This is a genomic window from Streptomyces sp. NBC_00597 (genome assembly GCF_041431095.1).
In the GTDB taxonomy this organism is placed as follows: domain Bacteria; phylum Actinomycetota; class Actinomycetes; order Streptomycetales; family Streptomycetaceae; genus Streptomyces.
The window spans coordinates 2,763,360-2,787,956 of the sequence record NZ_CP107757.1; the positions used below are offsets into that span (position 1 = coordinate 2,763,360).

Consider the following 24,597-nt stretch of genomic DNA (forward strand, 5'->3'; position numbering starts at 1 on the left):
CCGGGGCAATGGATCGCGGCAGCTCCAACTAATGCCGAAATCCGAGCAATTAAGTCCCGCGTGAGACCAACTCCACATCACATGGTCATCACAAAGCCCGTGATTCGACCGGGCCGCCCATCGGCGCGCGGTAACGTCGATTGAGTGCGTACCGACCAAATCCTGACCCGTCTGGAGCGTGTGTTCGCCCGGCTGGACCGGGAACCAGAGCGACCGGCTCATCTGCAAACACCGCAGATGAGCCGGCACCGCGTCGTGCTCCTCGGATCGACCCTCGCGTTCTACCTCGCGATCGTGGTGGCCGTCCTGACCACGTCCTGGCTCGTCCGCCTGGACTGGCAGGTCATGTTCTTCCGGCCCTACGAGCAGTGGCCGCAGCTGCACGCGTTCCTCGACTACCTCGTGGTCCTGGGCCAGCGCGGACCCACCGCGGTCATGGTCGCCGCCTGGCTCGGCTGGCGCTCCTGGCGCCAGCACACCCTCCGCCCGCTGATCACCCTCGGCGTGGCGCTGCTCCTGCTCAACATCACCGTCGGCGCCGTCAAGCTCGGTCTCGGCCGGCTCGGCCCGCACTACGCCACCCAGATCGGCTCGGCCGAGCTCTTCGCCGGCGGCGATATATTCCCTTCCGGCCACACCGCCAACGCCGTCGTGACCTGGGGAATCCTGGCCTACCTGGCTTCCACCACGGTCACCCGGCGGGTGCTGTCCGTGGTGTCCGCCACCGTCTCGCTGAGCGTCGGCGCCACCACCGTGTACCTCGGCACGCACTGGGTCAGCGACGTGCTGCTCGGCTGGTCCGCGGGTCTGCTGATCATGCTGGCGCTGCCCTGGTTCGAGCCGCTGATCGCCGGCGCCGAGGCCCGGGTCTTCGCCCTGCGGGAGCGGCTGCGCCGCCGGCTGGAGACCGGAACCGTGCCCGCCCCGGTCGCCGCCGCGCTCACGCCGCTGCTCTCCGCGGGCGGCAAGTGGCAGCTCCGGCTCCCCACCGATGCCGCCGGCACGCGGGAGCCCGCCGCCGCACCGACCACCGCGCCCGTCGCGGCGACCGTGCAGGCGGCCGGTGCGGGGCACGCCCCGGTGCCTCGACCCGCCGCGCACGTCTCCGGCCGGCCGCACCTGATCCGGTCCGAGCGGACCCCGGTCACGCCTGCCGGCAGCCGCCGCCCGGCCCACACCGAGCGGCCCGCCGCCGCGGGACGGGCCGCGGCCCGTCCGGCCACCGGCGGCTGACCACCCGCACGGGACGCTGCGGGTCGTACGCAACTCCGCGGGGCGGTACGCACCACCTCCCCCGCACCACCGAGGCGGGCCGGGTCATCACCCGGCCCGCCTCGGCCATTTAGGTGGTCTTCCTCGTGCAGATGACCGGAACGTCAGCGCAGCGCCCGGAGGTTCGTCCGTACCGGGTCACGCTTGTGTCACGGAATGTCGACAGTTCTTTGACGGGGTGGGCTTCATCCGCAGCACCGCCGAAGTGCCCGTGCGCCATTCTTTTTCCGGCTCGCGACACGGCCCGCCCACAGCGTGTTTCGCATTCCGTCCCGGACCCCCGGAATTTCCAACGGGATTGCGCCGGCCCGCCCGGCACTGCCCGATGAACCCCCTCGGTTTCCTTACATCTTCTCCACGGCCCGCCCGAGAAGGTCCCGGGCCGCCCTGATCCGGTCCGTCAGCTCCGGCGGCTCCAGCACCTCGAACTCACAGCCGAGCAGCATGACGTGAATGACGAGTACGTCGAGGTTCACGGCTCCCGTGTGCAGCAGGCAGCTGTCGGCGTCGAGCGCCTCCAGGGACCCGTCGCTGGGCCCCACGATCCGGGCCGCCTCCCGTGCCGGCACCTTCAGCCTCAGCACCGCCTTGGCCGCGTACGCGTGCTGCGCCACGCCGCGCGACACGTACGCGGCGAGGTCCTCGGCGGGGGCCGGACGCGGGGTGAACCTCGGCCCGTGCGGCGGTCTGGGATCGATCCGGTCGGCGCGGAAGGTCCGCCAGTCCTCCCGGTCCAGATCCCAGGCGACCAGGTACCAGCGCCGCTCGGTGCACACCAGCCGGTGCGGTTCCACCACGCGGCGGCTGACGTTCCCCTCGTGGTCCCGGTAGCCGAAGCGCAGCCGCTCGCTGTCCCGGCACGCGGCGGCGAGGTCGGTCAGCACGGAGGCGTCCACGGTGGTCGGACCCGGGCCGCGCAGCATGGGCACGGTGAACTCGTTGAGCGCCGACACCCGGCGCCGCAGCCGTCCCGGCAGCACCTGCTCCAGCTTGGCGAGCGCCCGTACGGAGGCCTCCCCGATCCCCTCGACGCCGTTCCCCGCGGCCGTCCGCAGGCCCACCGCCACGGCGACGGCCTCGTCGTCGTCCAGCAGCAGCGGCGGCAGCTCGGCCCCGGCACCCAGCTGGTAGCCGCCGCCGGTGCCGGGGCTGGCGTTCACCGGGTAACCGAGCTCCCGGAGCCGGTCCACGTCGCGCCGCACCGTCCTCGGGGTCACGCCGAGGCGCTCCGCCAGGTCGGCGCCGGTCCATTCGCGGTGGGCCTGCAACAGGGACAACAGGCGCAGCAGTCGTGCGGAGGTCTCCAGCATGCCGAGCAGTCTGCCTCCCGGCAGCCCGCCCTCCGAATCGCCCCCGCGCCCGAGCGCACCGGCCAGGCCCCCCACGGGCCGTCACGGGCCGGGGCCGCCCCGGGGCCCCGGCAAAAACCCGGCCGCGCCGCCGAGCCCGCAGGCTTGGCCGCCGTGACTGCGGGCCTCGCCACCGGACGTGGCGCCGGGGATGCGGGCCTCGGCACCGGACGCGCCGCCGGGGATGCGGGCTTCGCCACCGGGGCCGGACGCGCTGCCGGACTCGGCCCGACCACCGGGCCCGCGGGGGCCGGGGTCGGCACGGCCGAGGGAGCCGGGGACGCGCCCGGCGGGGTCGGCGGGGTGGGCCACGCCACCGGAGCGGGCGGGTCCGAGGCCGGGAGGGTCAGCAGGGTGCCGACCACGAGTGCCTGCGGCTTCGGGCCGATCACCGCCCGGTTCGCCTCGTACAGCGCCTGCCGGCCGCCCTTCACCCGGTACCGCAGGGCGAGCCCGTCCAGGGTGTCCCCGGTCCGGACCACGTGCATGCGCCCCGCCAGCCCGTACCGCTTCGAGCACACCGGCCACGCGTCCCACCCCTGGGACCCCAGCACGTCCTCCGCCACCCGGATCTGCTGCTCCCGGCTCGCCAGATCGGCCCGCGCCGCGAACACCAGCCCGCCGTGCTCCTCCCACGTCGGCTGCCAGAACTGCAGCCCCCCGTAGAAGCCGTTGCCGGTGTTGACCGCCCAGCGCCCGCTGCTCTCGCAGTCGGCCACGCAGTCCCACGGCCATACCCCCTCCGGCCCGCAGTCCCCCGGCCCGGTCCCGATGATCCCGGGCGAGCCGGGGTGGGCCGCCCCCGCGGGCCCGGGCGCGGGGGGCGGCGGAGCCGCGCCGGCCCCCGACGGGAGTACGAGGACGAGGACCAGCACGGCAGCAGCAGCGACGGCCGCCGGGACGGCACGCCGGATCCGGAGGTCGGGCACCGCGTCACGCTACGCAGGCCCGTGGCGCCCGCCGGGCCCGCCACGCGGCCCGTACCGCACCCCACCCGGTCGGCCGAGCCGCCGGCCCCGCCGGAAACGGCCAGGTCCGACCACCAACTGGCCACATCCAAAAAACAGTTGGCACGAAAACAAAGCCCCGGTCCGACCGTTCACCCCTCCGGGGGCCCGGTTCGATTCCGTTCCCTCCAACGGCGTGACCCCGGCCACCGCTCCACCGTTGAGCCCGGCGTGCCGGGATCCGCCCGGCCCCGCCTAGTCCGAGGAGCCAGCCCGTGCCCCGCATGCTCGACGTCAGTGATGAGGTACGTGCCGAGATCGGTGACGAAGAAGCCGAGAGGCTGCTCACCGGCGACGACGCACCTCGCAGCTACGACTGCACCTCCTGCCGCACTCCCGGGGACCCCGAGACCGACCGCACCAGCACGGTGCTGTTCGTCGGCGAGGAGACGGCCGTCCTCGCCTTCGCCCACGCCGGCTGCATCCCCTCGCAGGTGGTCACCGTCTCCGAGGAGCAGCTCCAGGGCGCGGTCCGCAGCATCACCGGTGACAGCCCCGCCGCGGCGTCCGGCGGATTCGCCGGGCGCGCGCCGCAGAACGTGCCCGGCGGCCAGGCCGTCCTCGGCATCACCAGCGGGCTGATCCTGATCGGCGGCGAGCTGCACCCCGCCCTCGTCGTCGAGCCGACCGCGCCGATCGCCCGCCCCGGCACCACCGGCCCCGGCGACGACTTCCTGCCGCTCCTCATCGAGCAGGGGTTCATCCCGGTCACCGACACCGCCGAGCTGCCCTCCCCGCTCGCCGGCTGGTCCGTGCTGCTCGCCGCGGGCCAGCTGCACGCCGTGCTCCAGCCCGGCGCCGAGGGCGGCGGCCAGGTCGCCTGGTGGCAGGCGCACCAGGCGCTGTCGGTCACCGACGGCTGGCGTGCCGCCGTCAACAAGACCCAGCGCGTCCTCGTCTACGCCGCCCCGGTCGGCTCCATCGGTCAGCAGCCCCGCGAGGACCTGCTGCGCGACGCGCTGGACAAGGCCGCCGCCGGCGGCAAGCTCGTGGCGGCCTCGATGCCGCTGGCAGGCACCTCCGGCGCCTGACGCCACCACGGACTTCCGCACGGCTGCGCCGCCCCCGGTCGGGGGCGGCGCAGCCGTTTGCCGGCAGGGGGACGCCACCGGTGGCCGTCGAGTGCGCGGTCACGCGCGTGCACCCCCGGCGATCTGCGTTTTCTGCTTCGCGCCCGCATCCGCGGGGCCCTGGGTTCGTTGGCTGATACGTGCATTCATACGACCCCTCCCGCGCCCCTGCCCACGCGAGCACCGTCTCCCCGATGCGCCCCGCAAGGGACCGGGAGAGCGCTCCGGCCGCCGTCTCGCACACCCCGATCTACGACACGCTGTACTCGGAGTACCTGCGCGCCTTCCGGGCCCTGCCGGGCGACCGCACCGGCGAGGAGGACCTCGGGTTCACGGCGTTCTCGTACGGCGGCGCGTACGCGGTCGGCGGCCCCGCGTACGGCAGCGGGCCCGTGTACGGAGGCGGCTCGTACGGAAGCGGCTGGAACGGGTACGCGTGGCAGACCGACCCGTGGCCGGCCTCGTACGCCCCGGCGCCGCAGCCCTCGTACGCGTACGCCGGGTCCGCGGCCGGCAGTGGCGGGACCGGCGGCCCGGGCCCCGCGCCCGGGTCCGCATACGCCAACGGGCGGCAGCACCACACCGGGATGCAGCACATCCCGGCGGCCCTGCCGCCCGCTCCGCGCCGGGGCTACTGACCCCGGACCGCCGCCGCTACTTCTTCTTGTACTGCGCGCCGCGCTTCTCGCGCACCCGCACGGAGATGTGGAGCGGGGTCCCCTCGAAGCCGAACTCCTCGCGCAGGCGGCGCTCGATGAAGCGCCGGTAGCCGTGCTCCAGGAAGCCGGAGGCGAAGAGGACGAAACGCGGCGGCTTGCTCCCCGCCTGGGTGCCGAACAGGATGCGGGGCTGCTTGCCGCCGCGGATCGGGTGCGGGTGGGCCGCCACGACCTCGCCGAGGAAGGCGTTCAGCCGACCGGTCGGGATGCGCGTCTCCCAGCCCGCGAGGGCCGTCTCGATCGCCGGGACCAGCTTCTCCATGTGGCGGCCGGTGAGCGCCGAGACGTTCACCCGGGGCGCCCAGGAGACCTGCTGCATCTCGGTCTCGATCTCGCGCTCAAGGTAGTAGCGGCGCTCCTCGTCGAGCTCGTCCCACTTGTTGTACGCGATCACGATCGCGCGCCCGGCCTCGACGGCCATGGTGATGATGCGCTGGTCCTGGACGCTGATCGTCTCGGTGGTGTCGATCAGGATGACCGCGACCTCCGCCTTCTCGACGGCGGCGGCCGTGCGCAGGGAGGCGTAGTAGTCGGCGCCCTGCTGGAGGTGCACCTTCTTGCGGATGCCCGCGGTGTCCACGAACTTCCAGGTGACGCCGCCGAGCTCGATCAGCTCGTCGACCGGGTCGCGGGTGGTGCCGGCCAGCTCGTTGACGACGACGCGGTCCTCCTTCGCCACCTTGTTCAGCAGCGAGGACTTGCCGACGTTCGGGCGGCCGATGAGCGCGATGCGCCGGGGGCCGCCCACGGGGGTGCCGCCGAAGGTCTGCTCGGGCGCCTCGGGGAGCGCCTCCAGGACGGCGTCGAGCATGTCGCCCGTACCGCGGCCGTGCAGCGAGGAGACCGGGTGCGGCTGGCCGAGGCCGAGGGACCACAGGGACGCCGCGTCGGACTCGCCGCTCTGGCCGTCGACCTTGTTCGCGCACAGGACGACGGGCTTGCCCGCCCGGCGCAGCAGCCTCACGACGGCCTCGTCGCTGTCGGTGGCGCCGACCTTGGCGTCGACGACGAAGACGACCGCGTCGGCGGTCTCGATGGCGTACTCGGCCTGGGCGGCGACGGCCGCGTCGATGCCGAGGACGTCCTGCTCCCAGCCTCCGGTGTCGACGACCTTGAACCGGCGGCCGGCCCACTCGGCCTCGTAGGTGACGCGGTCGCGGGTGACGCCCGGCTTGTCCTCGACGACCGCCTCGCGGCGGCCGATGATGCGGTTCACCAGGGTCGACTTGCCGACGTTCGGGCGGCCGACGACGGCGAGCACGGGCAGCGGCCCGTGGCCCGCCTCCGCGATCGCGCCCTCGACGTCCTCTACCTCGAAGCCTTCCTCCGCGGCGAGCTCCATGAACTCCGCGTACTCGGCATCGCCAAGCGCTCCGTGGTCGTGCTGGTCGTTCATGAAGTCCGTTCCTCGTCGTTCGTGGTGATCGGTGGTGCCCGCGCAGCGCGGTTCCACTACTGGGGTCAAGTCTCGCTCAGCGCCCGGTGAGGCGCTTGGCGTCGGCCAGGTGGGCGGTCAGCCTGCTCTGGATGCGTACGGTGGCCTGGTCCAGGGCCGTACGGGTGCGGCGGCCGGTGCCGTCGCCCGCGTCGAACGCCGATCCGAAGACGACGTCGACGCGGCTCTTGAACGGCGGCAGTCCGCGGACCAGCCGCCCTTGGCTCTCGCTGCTGCCCAGTACGGCCACGGGCACGACGGGTGCGCCGCTGCGGACCGCGAAGTACGCGAGCCCGGCGCGCAGCGAGGCGAAATCACCCTCGCCGCGGGTGCCCTCGGGGAAGATCCCCAGGGCTCCGCCGTTCTCCAGCACCGCGAGCGCCTTGGTGATCGCGCCCCGGTCCGTGCCCGTACGGTCGACCTTGACCTGGCCGATCCCGTCCAGGAACGGGCCGAGCGGGCCGATGTACGCCTCCCTCTTGATGAGGAAGTGCAGCGGCCGCGGGGCGGTGCCCATGACCATCGGCCCGTCGAGGTTGTGCGCGTGGTTCACGGCAAGGATGACAGGGCCCGAGGCGGGCACGCGCCAGGCACCCAGCACGCGCGGCTTCCACAGCCCGTACATGAGGCCGATGCCGATCCGCCGGCCGAGCGCCGCACCCTTGAGGGAGGGCGTTCCGCTCACTTGCGCCCCGCCCGCTTCTCTTCCACGAGCGTCACGACGCACTCGATCACCTGGTCGAGCGTGAGCTCGGTGGTGTCGACCTCGACGGCGTCGTCGGCCTTGGCCAGCGGGGAGGTCTTGCGGCCCGAGTCGGCGGCGTCGCGCTTGATCAGGGCTTCCTTGGTGGCCGCGAGGTCCGTGGCCTCCTTGCCGCGCAGCTCACCGCTGCGGCGCGCGGCGCGGGCCTCGGCGGACGCGGTCAGGAAGATCTTGAGGTCGGCGTCGGGCAGGACGGTGGTGCCGATGTCCCGCCCCTCGACGACGATCCCGCCCTCGGCCGAGGCGGCGATGGAGCGCTGGAGCTCGGTGATCAGGCTGCGCACCTCGGGGACGGCGCTGACGGCGCTGACCTTGGAGGTGACCTCCTGGGTGCGGATCGGACCGGAGGCGTCCAGGCCGTCGACCGTGATGGTCGGCGCGGCCGGGTCGGTACCGGAGACGATGCCGGGCTTGCCGGCGGCCACCGCGATGGCGTGCGGGTCGTCGGTGTCGACCCCGTTGGTGATCATCCACCAGGTGATGGCCCGGTACTGGGCACCGGTGTCCAGGTAGCGCAGCCCGAGCTTGGCGGCCACGGCCTTGGAGGTGCTGGACTTGCCCGTGCCGGAGGGACCGTCGATGGCGACGATCACGGCGGACGGAGCTGCGGTTTCCACGGTGCGGGCACCTTCCTGGTTGCGCGTACGTGTCCGGGCGCGCCAAAGCGCCCCTCCCCAAGGTTACCGGCCCCGGGCGCGGGCGCCGCCCAGTACCGGGGAGTACCGGGCGGGCGACCCGACGGGACTACTGCTGGCGCAGTGCCCAGCCGCGTTCGCGCAGCTCCGCGGTGAGGGCGGCGGCCGCCCTCGGATCGACCATGAGCTGGACCAGACCGGCCTGCTGGCCCGTGGCGTGCTCGATGCGGACGTCCTCGACGTTGACCCCGGCCCGCCCGGCGTCGGCGAAGATCCGCGCGAGCTCGCCCGGCTGGTCGCTGATCAGTACGGCGACCGTCTCGTACGCCATGGGGGCGGCTCCGTGCTTGCCCGGTACCCGTACCCGGCCCGCGTTGCCCCGCTTGAGGACGTCCTCGATGCCGGCCGCTCCCCCGCGCCGCTTCTCGACGTCCGCCGACTGGAGACCGCGCAGTGCGTCGACCGTGGCCTCCAGGTCGGAGGCGATGCCCGCCAGGACATCGGCCACCGGACCCGGGTTGGCCGAGAGGATCTCCACCCACATCCGCGGATCGGAGGCGGCGATCCGCGTCACGTCCCGGATGCCCTGACCGCACAGCCGCACCGCCGACTCGTCGGCCTCCTCCAGGCGCGCCGCGACCATGCTGGACACCAGCTGCGGGGTGTGCGAGACCAGCGCGACGGCCCTGTCGTGCGCGTCGGCGTCCATCACCACGGGTACGGCCTTGCACAGGGCCACCAGTTCGAGCGCCAGGTTGAGCACCTCGTGGTCGGTGTCCCGGGTCGGGGTCAGCACCCAGGGTCGGCCCTCGAAGAGGTCGGCCGTCGCGGCCAGCGGGCCCGACCGTTCCTTGCCGGCCATCGGATGGGTCCCGATGTAGGGGGCGACGTCCACCCCCAGGGACTCCAGCTCCCGGCGCGGCCCGCCCTTGACGCTGGCCACGTCCACGTACGCCCGGGCCACCCCGCGACCGATCGCGTCGGCGAGCGTCGCGGCCACGTGGGCCGGCGGAACGGCGACGATCGCGAGGTCCACCTGGCCGTCGGGGGCCTCGTCGGTGCCCGCGCCGAGGGCGGCGGCCGTACGGGCCTGGGCCGGATCGTGGTCGACGAGGTGGACGGTGATCCCCCGGCCGGCCAGGGCGAGCGCCGCGGAGGTGCCGATCAGTCCGGTTCCGATGACGACGGCGGTTCTCACGGGCGCTCCAGGGATGCGGGTGTGGGGTGTAACGGCAAGTCAGGCCAGGGTAGCCAGCCCGCACGGCACGGGGGCCCGGCAGCCCGTCATGTGGGACGGAAGGGTGCCGTCCGGCAGCGCCTCGGCGATCTGGGCGCCCCCGCCTCGGCCCCTGGGGACCGGGACATCGCCAATGTCGCCCGGTTCACCCCCGGCTGCCACTTGGTGCGGGCCGTCGGCCCCGACTGCGGTAGAACCGTGGGCATGATCTTCCACATCGTTCCGCTCGCCGACTGGACCGCCGCGCCCGAGCTCCCGTACGCCCCCTCCTCGCTCGACTCGGAGGGTTTCGTGCACTGTTCGGCGGACCGCCCGACGGTGCTCGCGATCGCGGACGCGCACTACCGCGAAGCACCGGGTCCCCTGCTGGCCGTCGAGCTCGACGAGCGGGCCCTGACCTCCGAGGTCCGCCGCGAGGGTGAATCGGGCGGCCGCTACCCGCACGTCCACGGCCCGTTGGACCGGGCGGCCGTCGTCCGCGTCTGGGAGGTCGTGCGCACGCCGGGCGGCCCGACGGAGTTGGCCCCGTGGGATCAGGGCTCCTGAGCTCCGGAACCGGGCGGCGCGGGGTCTTCTCCTGGGAGCCGTGACGCGCCAGGATGCTGCACGCCATTCCCGGACCCCCGATCGAGGAGCACCCCATGAGCGACCCCACGCCGACGGCCCGACGCACGGTACTGGCGGCAGGAGCGGCCGTCGTGCTGGCGGGCGGCACGCTCACCGCGTGCGGCAGCGAGGAGAAGAACCCGAAGAGCGAGCCGGGCAGCCCCTCGACCCCGCAGGCGGCTGCCACGCCGTCCTCCTCGTCGGGAACGGGAACGGGAACGGCACTGCTCAAGTCCTCTGCCGTACCGGTGGGCGGCGGCACGATCCTCAAGGAGGAGAAGCTCGTCGTCACCCAGCCCACGGCCGGGTCCTTCCGGTGCTTCACGGCGGTGTGCACGCACCAGGGATGCATCGTGAACAAGGTCGAGGCCGGCACCATCGACTGCCCCTGCCACGGCAGCAAGTTCCAGATCACGGACGGCGCGGTGGCCCACGGTCCGGCGACCCGCCCCCTGGCGGAGAAGCAGATCACGGTGGCCCCGGACGGGGATATCTCGCTCGCGTAGCGGAGCCGCTCCCGCCTACGCTCCCGGGATGAACCAGCCGACGACGCCCGCACGATCCCCGCACCTCGACCTCGTCCACGACCACACGGTCTACGCGTGCGTCATGGGCTCGCGGGCGTTCGGCCTGGCGACGGAGGCGAGCGACACCGACCGGCGCGGCGTCTACGTCGCCCCGACACCGCTGTTCTGGCGCTTCGAGAAGCCGCCGACGCATGTGGAGGGCCCGCGGGAGGAGGAGTTCTCCTGGGAGCTGGAACGCTTCTGCGAACTCGCCCTGCGCGCCAACCCGAACATCCTGGAGTGCCTGCACTCCCCGCTGGTGGAACGGGTGACCCCGGTGGGCGAGGAACTCCTCTCCCTCCGGGAGGCCTTCCTCTCCCGCCGGGCCCACACCTCCTTCACCCGGTACGCGACCTCCCAGCACGCCAAACTCGTCGCGGACGTCCGCATCCACGGCGCCCCGCGCTGGAAGCACGCCATGCACCTGCTGCGGCTGCTCCTGTCCTGCCGCGACCTCCTGCGCACGGGCCGCCTGACGATCGACGTCACCCCGCACCGCGACCGGCTCCTGGCGGTCAAGCGCGGCGAACTCACCTGGTCCGAGGTCGACGCGTGGATGACCCGGCTGACGGCCCAGTCCGGGGCCGCCCTCACCACCACCGCACTCCCCGAAGAACCGGACCTCGCCCGCGTACAGGACTTCCTGATCCGCACCCGCCGGGCATCAGCCGTCTAACGTCCGGCGCCGTACGACGAGGTCGTCCAGTGCGTCGTACGACGACGGCTGCAACGGCAGCGCGGACGCGGGAGGTGGGCACCGCGCAGATCGATGTCCGAGTCCCGGGACGGGAAGCCGTACAGGTGGGCGCCCGAGACCGTGGCGAACAACAGCGGAAAGGGCTGGTCCGCCACCACCGGGGACAGGTCGGCACTCATGGCGTCGAGCACGGTCACACGTCCCAGAGGGTGCCGAAGGCCAGGAGTTCCTCGCGGTATTCGATGCGGCCCTCCCAGTCTCGGGGCCATGCGTCCGCGCCGAGGTGGGCGCCCGCGAAGGCGCCGGCCAGGCAGGCGATCGAGTCCGAGTCGCCCTTCGTGCAGGCCGCGCGGCGCAGGGCCGTCAGGGGTTCGTCCGGGAAGAGGAGGAAGCACTGGAGGGCCGTGGCCAGGGCCTCTTCCGCTATCCAGCCGTCGCCCGTGGTGAGGCACGGGTCCGTTTCCGGGGAGGGGTGGCGCAGGGCCGCCGCCAGGCGGTCCAGGACGGCCAGGCAGTCGTCCCAGCCCCGCGCGATGAAGGACTCCGGCGTCGCGTCCGAGGCCGTGCGCATCCAGAGGTCGCCGAGCCAGCGCTCGTGGTAGTGCGTGCGGTGGTGCAGGGCGTACGAGCGCAGCTGCCCGACCAGGCCCGTCACCTCGGTGCCCCGCGCGAGGAGGTACACCGCGCGGGCCGTCAGGTCGGAGGCCGCGAGCGCCGTCGGGTGGCCGTGGGTCAGGGCCGACTGGAGCTGGGCCGCGCCGGCCCGTTCCTCGTCCGTCCAGCCGGGGACCAGGCCCACCGGAGCCACCCGCATGTTCGCCCCGCAGCCCTTGGAGCCGGTCTGGCTGGCGTCGCGCCAGTCCCGTTCCGGGGAGTCCAGCAGCTGGCAGGCGCGCAGGCAGGTGTTGCCCGGGGCGCGGTTGTTCTCCGGCGAGTGGTACCAGTCGACGAACTCCTCGCGGACCGGGCGGGCCAGCCGCTGCGGGCCCACCGTGCCGCGATCCGTCGCCGTCCGGATGCCGCGGGCCAGGGCCAGGGTCATCTGGGTGTCGTCGGTGACGATCGCCGGGCGGGGCAGGGCCATGGAACGCCACGGGCCGGTCTTCGCCAGGATCGACGGGACGTCGTTGAACTCCGTCGGGAAGCCCAGTGCGTCGCCGAGGGCGAGGCCGAGGAGGGCTCCCGTCGCCGCCCGCTTCTTCAGAGTCATTTCGGGTGTCCTTCCGTGGGGCGCAGCAGCGGGGGGTGCAGGGATGTCGCCGGGCCCGCCCGGTACAGGGCGGCCGGCTTGCCTCGGCCCCCGGTCAGTCGGGCGGCTCCCGGCACCACCTCGACGAAGCCGGGCGTCGCCAGGACCTTGCGGCGGAAGTTGGGACGGTCCAGGACGGTGCCCCAGACGGTCTCGTAGACGGACTGAAGCTCCCCGAGGGTGAATTCGGGCGGGCAGAACCCCGTGGCCAGGCAGGTGTACTCCAGCTTCGCCCCGACCCGCGACCGGGCGTCCGCCAGGATCACAGCGTGGTCGAAGGCCAGGTCCGCGGCCTCCCCCACCGGTACCCAACGCGCCCGGTCCGCGTCGCCGCCGCCCTGCGCCGCCGGCTCCGGCATGTCCGGGACCAGGGCGGTGAAGGCCACGGAGACGACCCGCATCCGGGGATCGCGGTCCGGTTCGCTGTAGGTGCGCAGCTGCTCCAGGTGGAGCGCGCCGACGACCGCCTGCGGCAAGCCGGTCTCCTCGGCCAGTTCCCGGCGGGCCGCCGTCTCCGCCGACTCCCTGGGCAGCAGGAAGCCGCCGGGCAGTGCCCAGGCTCCCGCGTACGGGTTCTGGCCGCGGCGGATCAGCAGGACGTGCAGCGCTCCACCGCGGACGGTGAACACCGCCAGGTCGACCGTCACCGCGAACGGTTCGAAGGCGTACGGGTCGTAGGCCGCCGTCATCGCTTCTCCGGCAGGGGGTCCGCGAAGTGCCATCCCGCGCCGAGCAGTTCGTCGACCGCCTCGACCGCTGCCGTCAGCCGCGTCTCGCGGTCACCGCGTACGAGCAGGAAACGACGCCCGGTCCGGTCGAGTTCCGCGCGGAAGCGTTCCGTCATCCAGGGCCTCAGGTGCGGGCCGTCCCGCAGGCCGTCGTCCTCGAACGGGACGTCCGCGTGGTCCGTCAGCAGGTACAGGTCGCGGTGCGTCAGCGCGGCCACCTTCTCGACCTCCTCGTTGCGGCCCCCCACGTACCGCTCGTGCCAGATGCCGGTCGCGAAGGAGTCCGTGTCGCAGAACAGCACCGGCGAACCCGTCCGGGCCGCCCGCTCCTCCTCCGCGTCCTGCCGCCGCGCGATCACGGGGAACTCCGCCGAGGTGAACGACACGTCCTCCCATGTCGCCGCCGGGTCCGCCGCGCGCGCCGAGGCGAGCTTCTCCTCGCTGTAGGTGCGCCCGTACTCCGCGACCCAGCCCGTCCCGGCCCAGACTCCGCCGCGCGCCCGGTAGTGGTCCGCGAGGGCCCGGGACAGGGTCGTCGTGCCGGTCGACTCGGCGCCGAGGACGACGATCCGCCGGGTCAGTGCGGCCCGTACGCCCGGCCCCAGGAACTCCCAGTTCCCGACGGGGTCCGCCCGTACGGCCGTGCCGGAGACGGGGAAGCGGGTGCGTCCGGGGTCCACGCAGACCTCCTCGGCCCCGAACCGCCGGGCGAGTTCCGTCCCGTACTCCTCCGAGGTGAACACGGCGTCGACCGGACCGGGCACCGCGCCCCGGAAGACGGCCATGTGCGCTTCCCAGACCGCCGGGTCGTGCAGGTCGACCGGGACGTCGTCGACGGCGCCGACGACCTGCGCCTCCGGGTGCGCCTCGCGCATCCACGCCACCCGGTCGGCGAGCGGCACCGACTCCACCGACGCGGCGCACACCAGTACCGTCAGCCGCTCGCACCGCTGCTGGGCGGTGCGCACCAGGTGGTGGTGCCCGGCGTGCGGCGGGTAGAACTTGCCGAGCACCAGCCCGTGGACGTACCGCTTCGCGGAGCTCGCGGCGCTCATGCCGTGGCCCCCGCAGCCGTCGTACGGGCGTCGCGCGCCGGCAGCGTGCGCCGCCAGCCGAGCAGGCCGACCACGCAGAGCGCGAGGAAGCCGGCGTACAGGGCCGAGGTCAGGTACAGGCCCTTGTAGGCGTACAGGGGGATGTAGACGAGGTCGGCGGCGATCCACAGCCACCACGACTCCACGAGCTTGCGGCACTGGCCGTACGTGGCCACGAGCGAGAGGCTGGTGGTCAGCGCGTCCCAGAACGGGACGGTGGAGTCGGTGATCCGGCCCAGCAGCAGGGTGAGCCCGAGGACCCCCGCCGCCCCCGCCGCGCCCAGCGCGGCCCATTCGGTGCGCGTGGTGCGGCGCACCGGAAGGGCCTGTGCGGAGCCTGGTCCACCCCCGTGGGTCCAGGTCCACCAGCCGTACGCGGCGAGGGCGACGAAGACGATCTGCAGTCCGGCGTCGGCGTACAGGCCGGAGCGCTCGAACAGCACGATGAAGAAGACGTTGTTGGCGATGCCGATCGGCCAGTTCGCGACGTGCTGCCGGGCGACGAGCCAGACGCACAGGGCTCCGGTGGCGAACCCCAGTATTTCGGTCCAGCTCATGGCGCCCGACCTCCTCCCTCTTTAATGGTCAGGTTGACTATAAACAGGAGGGCGGGTCCCTGACAAGCGAAAAGCCCGCAGCGCCACGGGGGCACTGCGGGCTTTTCGCTCGCCGGGGGGCGGGACCTACTACAGGCCGACCTCGCGCATGAGCATGCCGACCTCGGTGTTGGTCAGGCGGCGCAGCCAGCCGGACTTCTGGTCGCCCAGCTCGATCGGACCGAAGGAGGTCCGCACGAGCTTGTCGACCGGGAAGCCCGCCTCGGCGAGCATGCGGCGGACGATGTGCTTGCGGCCCTCGTGCAGGGTCACCTCGACCATGTAGTTCTTGCCGACCTGGTCGAGCACCCGGAAGTTGTCGGCGCGCGCCCAGCCGTCCTCCAGCTCGATGCCTTCCTTGAGCTGCTTGCCGATGTCGCGGGGCAGCGAACCGGTGATCGCGGCGACGTACGTCTTCTTCACGCCGTACTTCGGGTGCGTGAGGCGGTGCGCCAGCTCACCGTGGTTGGTGAGCAGGATGATGCCCTCGGTCTCGGTGTCGAGCCGGCCGACGTGGAAGAGACGGGTCTCCCGGTTGGTGACGTAGTCACCGAGGCACTGGCGGCCGTCCGGGTCCTCCATGGTGGAGACGACACCGGCGGGCTTGTTCAGCGCGAAGAACAGGTACGACTGGGTGGCGACCGTCAGGCCGTCCACCTTGATCTCGTCCTTCGGCTGGACGCGCTTGCCCTGCTCCAGCACGATCTCGCCGTTGACCTCGACGCGGGCCTGCTCGATGAGCTCCTCGCACGCACGTCGCGAACCCATGCCGGCACGGGCGAGCACCTTCTGCAGGCGCTCGCCTTCCTGCTCGGCGCCCGGGAAGGTCTTCGGGGTCTTGATCACGGGCTTGTCGGCGTACCGGTCGCGCACGCGCTCCTCGATCCGCGCGTCCAGCTCGCGGGGGCGGGACTGGCCGCTGCGGCTGCCGGGACCGCGGCGCGGGCCGCCGGCCCCGCCGATGCCGGGGGTCTTGGAGGTGCGGGGACCGCCCTTGGCGCCACCGCGCGCCGAGTCACCACGGGCACCGCCGCGGCTGCGCTCGCCCTCGGGGCCGACGTCGTAGCGGCGCTCCTCGGGGCGGGGGTTGCGGGGACGCTGCGGCGCCTGGTCGCGGTCACGGTCGCGCGGGGCGCCCGAGCCGGAGCCACCGCCGTAACCGCCGCCGGAGCTCCCGCCGCGGTAGCCACCGCCGCTGGAGCCGCCTCGGTTGCCACCGCCACCGGAGGAGCCGCCGCGCTGGCCGCCTCCACCGGAGGAGCTGCCGCCGCGGTAGCCACCGCCGCCGGAGGAGGAGCCGCCGCGGGAGTTACCGCGCCCGCCACCACCACCGCCGCCGCTGTTCCTGTTGCCGCCGCCGTTGCCGTTGCCGCTGCTTCGCATCAAAGTTCCGTCGTCTTGTCGTCTTCATCGGTATCCGGTGCATCCGGATCGAACGACGGAACACCCTCTTGCGTCTCGGCTTCGATCGCGTCCGCCTCGGGGAGGAAGGGCGCGAGCTCCGGGAGCTCGTCCAGGCCTCGCAGGCCCATCCGCTCCAGAAAGTAGTTCGTCGTCCTGTACAGGATCGCACCTGTTTCGGGTTCCGTGCCCGCCTCGGCCACCAGACCCCGCTGGAGCAGCGTCCGCATGACCCCGTCACAGTTCACTCCGCGGACCGCCGAAACCCGCGAGCGGCTCACCGGCTGGCGGTACGCGACCACCGCCAGGGTCTCCAGCGCCGCCTGGGTCAGCCGGGCCTGCTGGCCGTCCAGGACGAACCGCTCGACGGCGTCGGAGTACTCCGCCCGGGTGTAGAACCGCCAGCCGCCGGCGACCAGCCGCAGCTCGAAGCCCCGCCCCTGGACGGTGTACTCGTCGGCCAGCTCGCGCAGCGCGTCCGCGACCTCGCGCGGGGCGCGGTCCAGCACCTTGGCCAGGTGCGCCTCGGTCGCGGGCTCGTCCACGACCATGAGGACGGCCTCCAGGGCGGGCTTCAGCGCGAGGGCCGCCACGGCGCTCTCCGTCGTCATTCCTTGACCTCCACGATCCGGTCGAACTCGTCGGTCACCTTCGGCATCCCGTCGCCGTCCCCGCCGCTCCAGCGGACGGTGAGCGTCCGCAGCGCCTCCTCCTGGTCGAGGACCACCGCCTTCTCGCGGTACAGCTCCAGCAGCGCCAGGAACCGCGCGACGACCGTGAGGGTGTCGTCGGCGTCCTCGGTCAGCTCCGCGAAGGTGGCCTCGCCGCGCGCCTTGAGCAGCGCGACCACCACGGCGGCCTGCTCCCGCACACTGACGAGCGGGGCGTGGATGTGGTCCACGTAGACCTGCGGCTTGGCCTTGGGCTGCATGGCCTTGACCGCCAGCCGGGCGAACCCCTCGGCGCCGATGCCGATGACGACCTCGGGCAGCAGCTCGGCGTGGTGGTCTTCGAGACCGACGGTGCGTGGGTAACGGCGGCCCTCGCTCTCGGCGCGCCGCTCGAAGATCTCGGCGATCTGCTTGTACGCGCGGTACTGGAGCAGCCGGGCGAACAGCAGGTCACGGGCCTCCAGCAGGGCGAGGTCGGCCTCGTCCTCGACCTCGGCGGCGGGCAGCAGACGGGCGGCCTTGAGGTCCAGCAGGGTGGCGGCCACGACGAGGAACTCGGTGGTCTGGTCGAGGTCCCAGTCGGGGCCCATGGCGCGGATGTGCGCCATGAACTCGTCGGTGACCTTGGAGAGGGCGACCTCGGTGACGTCGAGCTTGTGCCGGGAGATCAGCTGGAGCAGCAGGTCGAAGGGGCCCTCGAAATTGGCGAGCCGCAGCGTGAACCGCCCGTCGGACTGCGCCCCGGCGACGGACGCTGCCGCTCCGCCCGCCACGGCCTCCTCCGGGGCCCCTACGGGGGCCTCAGCGGCCGCGGGGGGCCGGGTGGGGTCCTCGCCCGGCCCGGGCATCACGGGCGCCCCAGGGGGCGCGTGCGGGTCTCGCGGCCCGGACACGGACGGGGCACCCGGCCCGCGACCCAAACTGCGGCGGGCGGGGCGGCCGGGATCGGCGGGAAGGGGCATCACGGTCCAAGGCGGTACGGAGGGGTTCGGCGGCCACCCCCAAGGCTGCCACGCTCCCCCCACCCCCCTCCCCGGACCCGCCCACAGCAGACGGGCGGAGCACGACGGGACGGAAGCCACCGGAAGGCTGCGCGGCAGCCAGGCGGCCGGAACGCACACCCCAGCCGGGAGACCGACGCGGCAGCCACGCAGCCGAGCACGAAAGCGGACGGGGAGGGGGCGGGCGGCAGCCACGGACCCGGAAGCAAGCCGCTCCACCGGGAGGGGTGGACGGAAGCCACGGGGACGGGAGCCTGACACCCCTCCGGCAGGGGCGGGCGGCAGCCAGCCGGTAGCGAGACACCCCACCGGGAGGTGCCGGCGACAGCCACGAAGCCGGGAGCCAGACACTCCGACGGGAGGTGCCGGCGGCAGCCACCCAGCCGGGAGCAAGCCGCTCCACCGGCAGGGGGCGGGCGTAAGCCGCACAGCCGGGAGCAAGCCGCTCCACCGGCAGGGGGCGGGCGTAAGCCGCACAGCCGGCAGCCAGACACCCCACCGGCAGGGGGCGGGCGTAAGCCGCACAGCCGGCAGCCAGACACCCCACCGGCAGGGGGCGGGCGTAAGCCGCACAGCCGGCAGCCAGACACCCCACCGGGAGTGGGTGGGCGGCAGCCGCGGAGCCGGGAGCACGAAATCCGCACCCAGGGTGCAGTCAAACAAGGCCCAGCGGCCCGCCCTCCCCGCCTTCCGACCACCCGTCACGGGCCCTCCCGCTGACTGGGGCACCGGTCACCACGGGCAGGAGCGCATCATCACGCCGACATCGCCCACGGTCACCACAGATGGACACACCCACCGGCCGGACCAGCACCTCACGCCGACACCAGCCACGGTCACAAGCGGCCGGACGGGCGGGCAACCGGCCGGCCAGCCGGCCAAAGAACGACCGGTCCGCGCACAGAGCCGCGCACAACGGTCAGACAGTGCGGGCACACAGGACAGGACAACGACGGGAGCGTCCTGACCTACAGGAAAGACCAGCCGCAGGCCGCACACGACACCAACACCCACCACCAGGGGCGGCTGCAGGCCTCCCTACAGGACATCCCCCCACACCCACCCACACCGCCCCACCAAAACCATCAACACCACCACCGAACAACACCACCCACCACCGCCCCGCAACGGCACCCGCCCCAATCAAAAGCAGGAGCAGCAGGAGCACGGTCGCGGCAGCGCCCGGCGGCCCGTCAGCGGCCGCGGAGTCTGCGGACCAGGATGCTTGCGTCGCCGCGGGATTCCAGGTCCGCCAGGACCACGGCCACCGCCTCGCGGACGATGCGTCCGCGGTCCACCGCGAGCCCGTGCTCGCCGCGCAGCACCAACCGCGCGTGCTCCAGGTCCATGAGCTCCTCGGCGGAGACGTAGACCGTGATCTTCTCGTCGTGCCGTTCACGCCCGCTGGGCCGGCGGTTCGCACCGCGGCCCTGGCCCTTGCCCCGCCGCGGTTCCGGGCTGACAGAACCTTCCTGCGGGCGCCGGGGTGCTCCCACCACCGGCTCCGTACCGGCCGCCGCCTCCCGGCTGCGACCTTCGCCCGCCGTGCCCTCCGCCGACGCCGCCGCGTGTTCCCCGGCGGGTGACTCCTCGGGGCCCCGCCTCGGCGAGGACGCCTGGAGCGCCATCCCGCCGGTCGTACGGAACAGTTCGTCGGCTCCGGGCAGACTCACTCGGCGTGACACCGGGCGAGCACCTCCCTGGCCAGCTGGCGATACGCGGCGGCCCCGACGGAGTTGGAGGCGTACGTGGTGATCGGCTCGCCGGCGACCGTGGTCTCCGGGAAGCGCACCGTGCGGCCGATGACCGTGTGGTAGACGTGGTCGTCGAAGGCTTCGACGACGCGCGCCAGCACCTCACGGCTGTGCACCGTACGGGAGTCGTACATCGTGGCGAGGATGCCGTCGAGCTCCAGCTCGGGGTTGAGCCGCTCCTGCACCTTCTCGATGGTCTCGGTCAGCAGTGCCACACCGCGCAGTGCGAAGAACTCGCACTCCAGCGGCACGATGACCTTGTGAGCCGCCGTCAGGGCGTTCACGGTCAGCAGACCGAGCGAGGGCTGACAGTCGATCACGATGTAGTCGTAGTCGGCCATCAGGGGCTTCAGCGCCCGCTGCAGCGTCGACTCTCTCGCGACCTCGCTGACCAGCTGCACTTCCGCAGCGGACAGGTCGATGTTGCTCGGCAGCAGGTCCATGTTGGGGACCGCCGTCTTGAGCAGCACCTCGTCGGCCGACATGCCCCGCTCCATGAGCAGGTTGTAGACCGTCAGGTCGAGTTCCATCGGGTTCACGCCGAGGCCCACGGACAGCGCGCCCTGCGGGTCGAAGTCGACGAGCAGCACGCGGCGCCCGTACTCGGCGAGTGCGGCGCCCAGGTTGATGGTCGACGTGGTCTTGCCCACGCCGCCCTTCTGGTTGCACATCGCGATGATCGTCGCCGGACCGTGGTCGGTCAGCGGACCCGGGATCGGGAAGTACGGCAGCGGCCGTCCGGTCGGGCCGATCCGCTCCCGGCGCTGGCGTGCAGCGTCGGGGGCGAGGGTGGCCGCGTACTCGGGGTCGGGTTCGTACTCCGCGTCCGGGTCGTAGAAGTGCCCTTCGGGCACGTTTTCATAGTCGGCGAAACCCACGGGCTTTTCGCCGCTCAGGTCGCCGGCCCTGGAGTTCACGTCTAGGCCGTCCATGCTCTTTTGGGGCGTCGTCATGTGCTGGTGGTTTGCGAAGGTGCGGACTGCGACGGAGCCGACCGCTTCGAGCCCGGCGGGTCCTTGGCCCCGGTCAGGCGTCCCTGCTCGACCACCTCCGGGAGCAAATGTCGACTCATTCACAAGTCGTCTTACCTCCTCGGACGTGACCAGGACACTTATCGATAGGTCAGCGTGGCACCATGCCGACGGTTGGCGACTCTATGGCGTGTCACCGCTCAGCGGCAACACAATCCGTCGGACCGGCAACGATGTGTCGGCAACCGAACACCTCTCTGTCAAGGGCGTCCGGGCTGTCGCTGCGAAGTTTCGCGGGTGTGCGAAAGGGTTAAAGGGTTACGTTCGAGGCGAGTTGAGCAGCGCCCGCACGCATCCGGCAAACACGTCCGGCCGGACCTTGGGGGCAAGGTCCGGCCGGATACGTGAGATTGACGTCAGTCGTTGACGCTTCAGCCGAGCAGCGTGCTCAGCTCAAGGGTCGGGAGGCCGTGGGCCTCGGCGACCGGACCGTAAACGACCTGGCCGCCATGGGTGTTGAGGCCCAGCGCGAGCGCGGGGTCACGGCGCAGCGCCTCGGCCCAGCCGAGGTTCGCGAGCTGCACGATGTAGGGCAGGGTCGCGTTGGTCAGCGCGTAGGTGGAGGTGTTCGGCACCGCGCCCGGCATGTTGGCGACGCAGTAGAAGACCGAGTTGTGGACCTGGAAGGTCGGCTCGGCGTGGGTGGTCGGACGGGAGTCCTCGAAGCAGCCACCCTGGTCGATCGCAATGTCGACAAGGACACTTCCGGGCTTCATCTTGGCGACGAGCTCGTTGGTGACCAGCTTCGGTGCCTTCGCACCCGGGATCAGCACGGCACCGATGACGAGGTCGGCCTCGACGACGGCCTTCTCCAGCTCGTAGGCGTTGGAGACGATCGTCTTGATCTTCGTACCGAAGATCTTGTCGGCCTCGCGGAGCTTGTTGATGTCCCGGTCGAGCAGGGTCACGTGGAAGCCCATGCCGATGGCGATCTGCGCGGCGTTCCAGCCGGAGACGCCGCCACCGATGACCACGCACTCGCCGGCGTGGGTGCCGGGGACGCCGCCGGGGAGCACGCCGCGGCCGCCGGCCGAGCGCATCAGGTGGTAGGCGCCGACCTGCGGGGCCAGACGGCCCGCGACCTCGGACATCGGGGCGAGCAGCGGGAGCGCGCGGTTGGCGAGCTCGACCGTCTCGTACGCGATGGCGGTGGTGCCGGACTCCAGGAGGGCGTCCGTGCACTCGCGGGAGGCCGCCAGGTGCAGGTAGGTGAAGAGGGTCTGGTCCTTGCGGAGGCGGTGGTACTCCTCCGCGATGGGCTCCTTGACCTTCAGCAGCAGGTCGGCGATCGCCCAGACCTCGTCGGCGGTGCCGAGGATCTCGGCGCCGGCGGCGACGTACTCGGCGTCCGTGATCGAGGAGCCGACACCGGCGTTCTGCTCGATGAAGACCTGGTGGCCGCCTCGGACCAGCTCATGCACGCCGGCGGGCGTGATGGCGACCCGGAACTCGTTGTTCTTGACCTCGCGGGGGATGCCGACCTTCATCGTCGATCACGGTCCTTGGCTCAGGGGATATTACGGGGCACTTCCATACATACCCGCCCACAAGAACGCGCAACGGGATGCACCACGGGATGCTGTGGTGAAGCCAGTCTAATGAAGGACGACGCGCTGTCTAGCCTTGCAAACCAATAATCTCAGTCGGAACCACTACGGATTTCGCAGGCTGCGGGGTCGTCTCCCAGCAATCTGTCGGCCGCAGAGCGGTGCAGCCTCGCGGCTGCCGGGTCACCCAGCCGGTCCAGCGTGTCGGCCAGCCGCACCTGGAGCGCGGCCTGAAGCCGCAGGTCTTTGGCCCGGCGTGCGAGCTCCACCGCCTCGCGGCAGGTGTGCAGCGATTCCTCGGGCCTCCCCGCGTACTCCTGGATTCGCGCCATCTCGCTCAACGCCTTTGCCTGGCCCGGCACATCGGCCAGTTTCCGGTACCCCGCGGCGGCGGTCCGCCAGCTGCGCAGCGCGTCCCCGTAGCGGCCCGCGTACGTGTGCACGTTGCCGAGCCGTCCGTACAGCCGGGCCTCGTCCGCGCGCTCCCCGCGCGCCAGGGCCTGCGCCAGGGCCCGGCCGAACCAGTCGGCGGCGCGGTGCCAGTCGGCGAGCTCCTGGTAGGCGCCGCCTACGGATTCCATCGCTCGGCCGGTGGCGTACGGGTCGTTCGCGGCCCGTCCCGCGTCCAGCGCGGCCCGGTAGCGCTCCAACGCCTCCTGTGTGCGGCCGGTCTCGGCGTCCAGGTCGGCCAGGTTGAGCAGGGCCGCGGCCTGCTCCCGGTGCAGGCTTCGGCGCTCGGCCACGTCCAGGACCAGGCGGTGCAGCCCGTACAGCTCGGGGGCGGCCCCGGCGGTGCCGCGGTGCTCCGCGAGGGCCCGTACGAGGGCTGCGATCAGCCGGCGGGCCAGGGTGTCCAGCCCGCCGTCGGCCACGGCCAGGGAGGCGGCCGCGGACAGCGCGGGCAGCCGGGTGTCGAGCCAGGTGGCGGCGGCGCGCCGGTCGGGGAAGCGCAGCGCGCGCGGAAGTCCCTCCAGTTTCTCCGGACCGTGGAGGCGGGGGCCCTCGGCCCCCTCACCGGTTTCGGCCATGACCCGGCAGGAGTGCAGCAGGCGTACGGTGCGCTCCAGCATCCGGGCCCGGGCCAGCTGGACCTCGGCGGTGCGCTCCTTGGTCTCCAGTAGGGCCTGGATCAGCGGTGTGAGGCAGCCGGGCAGCAGGAAGAGCCCGTCGGAGGCGTGCCGGACGAGGCCCATCCCGGCGAAGTCCTCCAGCGTGGACTGGGCGGCGGCCACGGAGCAGCCGGCGAGGGCCGAGGCGGTGTGCGAGTCGACGATCCCGGCGGGGGCGAGCGGTAGCAACCGGAGGGTCCGCTGGGCGGGTTGCGGCAGGGACTCGTAGACGAGCCGGAAGGCGCGGGCCAGCGGGCCGCTGGTGCCGGGGGGCATCTCGTGGAGCTGTTTGGCCACGTCGGCGACGGCGGCCTTGGGGTGTGCGGTGAGCCAGCCGCCGACCAGGGCCAGTGCGGCGGGCTGCCCTCCGCACTCTTCGGCGAGGGACTCGGCGGCGCAGGGGTCGACGGTGATGCGGGTGTCCCCGATGCGCTGGGCGAGCATCTGGACCCCGGAGGGGGTGTCGAGCCCGCCGAGGGTGCAGGGGCGGACATCCGGAATCCCGGTGAGCGGCCCCTCGGCGGTGATGACGACGAGGCATTCGGGGGTGTCCGGCAGCAGCGCGTCGACCTGGTACGGGTCGGCGGCGTCGTCGACGAGCAGGATCGTGCGCCGTCCGGTGAGGGCGGCGCGCAGGGCGGAGCTGAGCTCGTCCTCGGCGGCGCCGGGGGGCGTGGCCTCGCCCAGCCCCTCCAGCAGGGTCCGGATCGCCCGCTCGGTGGCCACGGTCTCGCCGCCGGGGGTGGTGAGGCGGACCTTGAGGACGCCGTCGGGATAGTCGGCGGCGACCTCGCGGACGAACGCCTCGGCGAGGGCGGTGCGCCCCGACCCCGGCCGTCCGGCGACGAGCAGCACGCGCGCCCTGGGTGCCTTGGCCTTGCGCCCCGAGAGGGTGTCGAGCCCGGTCCGTGCGATGTCCTCGCGCAGCTCCTTGAGCTCGCGCCGCCGCCCGACGAAATCCGTCACGGATCCGCTCCTCTCCCTGCCTTCGGGTTGCGAGCGTAGTTCACGCAGAGCGACGACCTGTGTGGAGCGCGGCGGGCACATCGCCCGATCGGAT

Annotated in this window: 23 protein-coding genes and 1 pseudogene; 6 read left to right on the top strand and 18 right to left on the bottom strand. The window is 72.7% G+C overall.

The features are described from left to right. The first annotated feature begins 144 nt into the window (after positions 1-144). On the top strand, positions 145-1,233 hold the full coding sequence (locus OG974_RS12230) for a phosphatase PAP2 family protein (protein WP_327282723.1): 1,089 nt from the start codon (positions 145-147) through the stop codon (positions 1,231-1,233). A 383-nt stretch (positions 1,234-1,616) separates the two neighbouring features. Here OG974_RS12230 and OG974_RS12235 read toward each other — a convergent pair whose 3' ends face one another. Together OG974_RS12235 and OG974_RS12240 are read right to left on the bottom strand one after the other, a co-directional pair. After that, positions 1,617-2,582: a YafY family protein gene (locus tag OG974_RS12235; protein WP_327282724.1), complete on the bottom strand. Its 966-nt coding sequence runs from the start codon at positions 2,580-2,582 to the stop codon at positions 1,617-1,619. Continuing rightward, complete coding sequence (locus OG974_RS12240) at positions 2,486-3,550, bottom strand: transglycosylase family protein (protein ID WP_371646439.1); 1,065 nt, start codon at positions 3,548-3,550, stop codon at positions 2,486-2,488. The genes OG974_RS12235 and OG974_RS12240 overlap by 97 nt, the downstream gene beginning before the upstream one ends. A gap of 293 nt (positions 3,551-3,843) precedes the next feature. Between OG974_RS12240 and OG974_RS12245 the strand changes: the two genes are divergently transcribed. Beyond that, positions 3,844-4,659 (top strand): hypothetical protein, encoded by an 816-nt coding sequence (locus OG974_RS12245; RefSeq protein WP_327282725.1) that lies wholly within the window; start codon positions 3,844-3,846, stop codon positions 4,657-4,659. A 233-nt stretch (positions 4,660-4,892) separates the two neighbouring features. Then, positions 4,893-5,336 carry a hypothetical protein gene (locus tag OG974_RS12250; protein ID WP_327282726.1) on the top strand — a complete coding sequence of 148 codons (444 nt, stop codon included), beginning with the start codon at positions 4,893-4,895 and terminating at the stop codon, positions 5,334-5,336. 16 nt (positions 5,337-5,352) lie between these two features. Here the strand turns inward: OG974_RS12250 and der are convergent, their stop codons facing one another. From der to OG974_RS12270, 4 genes are all read right to left on the bottom strand, one after another. Continuing rightward, on the bottom strand, positions 5,353-6,813 hold the full coding sequence (der, locus tag OG974_RS12255; protein WP_327282727.1) for a ribosome biogenesis GTPase Der: 1,461 nt from the start codon (positions 6,811-6,813) through the stop codon (positions 5,353-5,355). 76 nt (positions 6,814-6,889) lie between these two features. Beyond that, complete coding sequence (locus OG974_RS12260) at positions 6,890-7,477, bottom strand: lysophospholipid acyltransferase family protein (RefSeq protein WP_327285593.1); 588 nt, start codon at positions 7,475-7,477, stop codon at positions 6,890-6,892. A 56-nt stretch (positions 7,478-7,533) separates the two neighbouring features. Then, positions 7,534-8,232, bottom strand: a complete 699-nt coding sequence (cmk, locus tag OG974_RS12265; protein WP_327282728.1) for a (d)CMP kinase — start codon at positions 8,230-8,232, stop codon at positions 7,534-7,536. A gap of 127 nt (positions 8,233-8,359) precedes the next feature. Further along, a complete protein-coding gene (locus tag OG974_RS12270) occupies positions 8,360-9,448 on the bottom strand; it encodes a prephenate dehydrogenase (RefSeq protein ID WP_371646442.1) in 1,089 nt (362 codons plus the stop codon). Positions 9,449-9,691: 243 nt separating this feature from the next. Here OG974_RS12270 and OG974_RS12275 point away from each other — a divergent pair, with 243 nt between their 5' ends. From OG974_RS12275 to OG974_RS12285, 3 genes are all read left to right on the top strand, one after another. Beyond that, entirely contained in the window at positions 9,692-10,033 is a 342-nt protein-coding gene (locus OG974_RS12275) for a DUF952 domain-containing protein (RefSeq protein WP_371646444.1), read from the top strand. A 95-nt stretch (positions 10,034-10,128) separates the two neighbouring features. Next, a complete protein-coding gene (locus tag OG974_RS12280) occupies positions 10,129-10,599 on the top strand; it encodes a Rieske (2Fe-2S) protein (protein WP_327282731.1) in 471 nt (156 codons plus the stop codon). A 28-nt stretch (positions 10,600-10,627) separates the two neighbouring features. Then, the gene (locus OG974_RS12285) at positions 10,628-11,335 is read left to right on the top strand and encodes a DNA polymerase beta superfamily protein (protein ID WP_327282732.1); all 708 of its coding nucleotides are present in this window, start codon (positions 10,628-10,630) and stop codon (positions 11,333-11,335) included. A 71-nt stretch (positions 11,336-11,406) separates the two neighbouring features. On the opposite strand, the pseudogene OG974_RS12290 reads toward OG974_RS12285, so the two are convergent. From OG974_RS12290 to OG974_RS12345, 12 genes and pseudogenes are all read right to left on the bottom strand, one after another. Beyond that, a pseudogene (locus OG974_RS12290) lies at positions 11,407-11,535 on the bottom strand (DNA polymerase beta superfamily protein); the annotation flags it as partial. A 14-nt stretch (positions 11,536-11,549) separates the two neighbouring features. Further along, positions 11,550-12,566 carry an ADP-ribosylglycohydrolase family protein gene (locus OG974_RS12295; protein ID WP_327282733.1) on the bottom strand — a complete coding sequence of 339 codons (1,017 nt, stop codon included), beginning with the start codon at positions 12,564-12,566 and terminating at the stop codon, positions 11,550-11,552. Further along, the gene (locus tag OG974_RS12300; protein ID WP_327282734.1) at positions 12,563-13,294 is read right to left on the bottom strand and encodes an NUDIX domain-containing protein; all 732 of its coding nucleotides are present in this window, start codon (positions 13,292-13,294) and stop codon (positions 12,563-12,565) included. Before OG974_RS12300 ends, OG974_RS12295 begins: the two co-directional genes overlap by 4 nt. After that, positions 13,291-14,388 carry an AAA family ATPase gene (locus OG974_RS12305; RefSeq protein WP_327282735.1) on the bottom strand — a complete coding sequence of 366 codons (1,098 nt, stop codon included), beginning with the start codon at positions 14,386-14,388 and terminating at the stop codon, positions 13,291-13,293. Before OG974_RS12305 ends, OG974_RS12300 begins: the two co-directional genes overlap by 4 nt. Further along, positions 14,385-14,984, bottom strand: coding sequence for a nicotinamide riboside transporter PnuC (pnuC, locus tag OG974_RS12310; RefSeq protein WP_327282736.1), 600 nt, complete (start codon positions 14,982-14,984; stop codon positions 14,385-14,387). The genes OG974_RS12305 and pnuC overlap by 4 nt, the downstream gene beginning before the upstream one ends. Positions 14,985-15,113: 129 nt before the next feature. Further along, complete coding sequence (locus OG974_RS12315; RefSeq protein ID WP_327282737.1) at positions 15,114-16,406, bottom strand: pseudouridine synthase; 1,293 nt, start codon at positions 16,404-16,406, stop codon at positions 15,114-15,116. Further along, positions 16,406-17,035 (bottom strand): SMC-Scp complex subunit ScpB, encoded by a 630-nt coding sequence (gene scpB, locus OG974_RS12320; protein WP_327282738.1) that lies wholly within the window; start codon positions 17,033-17,035, stop codon positions 16,406-16,408. Before scpB ends, OG974_RS12315 begins: the two co-directional genes overlap by 1 nt. Next, positions 17,032-18,057: a segregation/condensation protein A gene (locus tag OG974_RS12325; protein WP_328765162.1), complete on the bottom strand. Its 1,026-nt coding sequence runs from the start codon at positions 18,055-18,057 to the stop codon at positions 17,032-17,034. Before OG974_RS12325 ends, scpB begins: the two co-directional genes overlap by 4 nt. Before the next feature lie 1,232 nt (positions 18,058-19,289). Beyond that, a complete protein-coding gene (locus OG974_RS12330) occupies positions 19,290-19,781 on the bottom strand; it encodes a hypothetical protein (RefSeq protein WP_327282739.1) in 492 nt (163 codons plus the stop codon). Next, the gene (locus OG974_RS12335; protein WP_371646450.1) at positions 19,766-20,926 is read right to left on the bottom strand and encodes a ParA family protein; all 1,161 of its coding nucleotides are present in this window, start codon (positions 20,924-20,926) and stop codon (positions 19,766-19,768) included. The genes OG974_RS12330 and OG974_RS12335 overlap by 16 nt, the downstream gene beginning before the upstream one ends. 326 nt (positions 20,927-21,252) lie before the next feature. Beyond that, positions 21,253-22,368 (bottom strand): alanine dehydrogenase, encoded by a 1,116-nt coding sequence (ald, locus tag OG974_RS12340; RefSeq protein WP_327282741.1) that lies wholly within the window; start codon positions 22,366-22,368, stop codon positions 21,253-21,255. Between the two features lie 152 nt (positions 22,369-22,520). Continuing rightward, positions 22,521-24,584, bottom strand: a complete 2,064-nt coding sequence (locus tag OG974_RS12345; RefSeq protein ID WP_327282742.1) for a tetratricopeptide repeat protein — start codon at positions 24,582-24,584, stop codon at positions 22,521-22,523. Between the last annotated feature and the right edge of the window lie 13 nt (positions 24,585-24,597).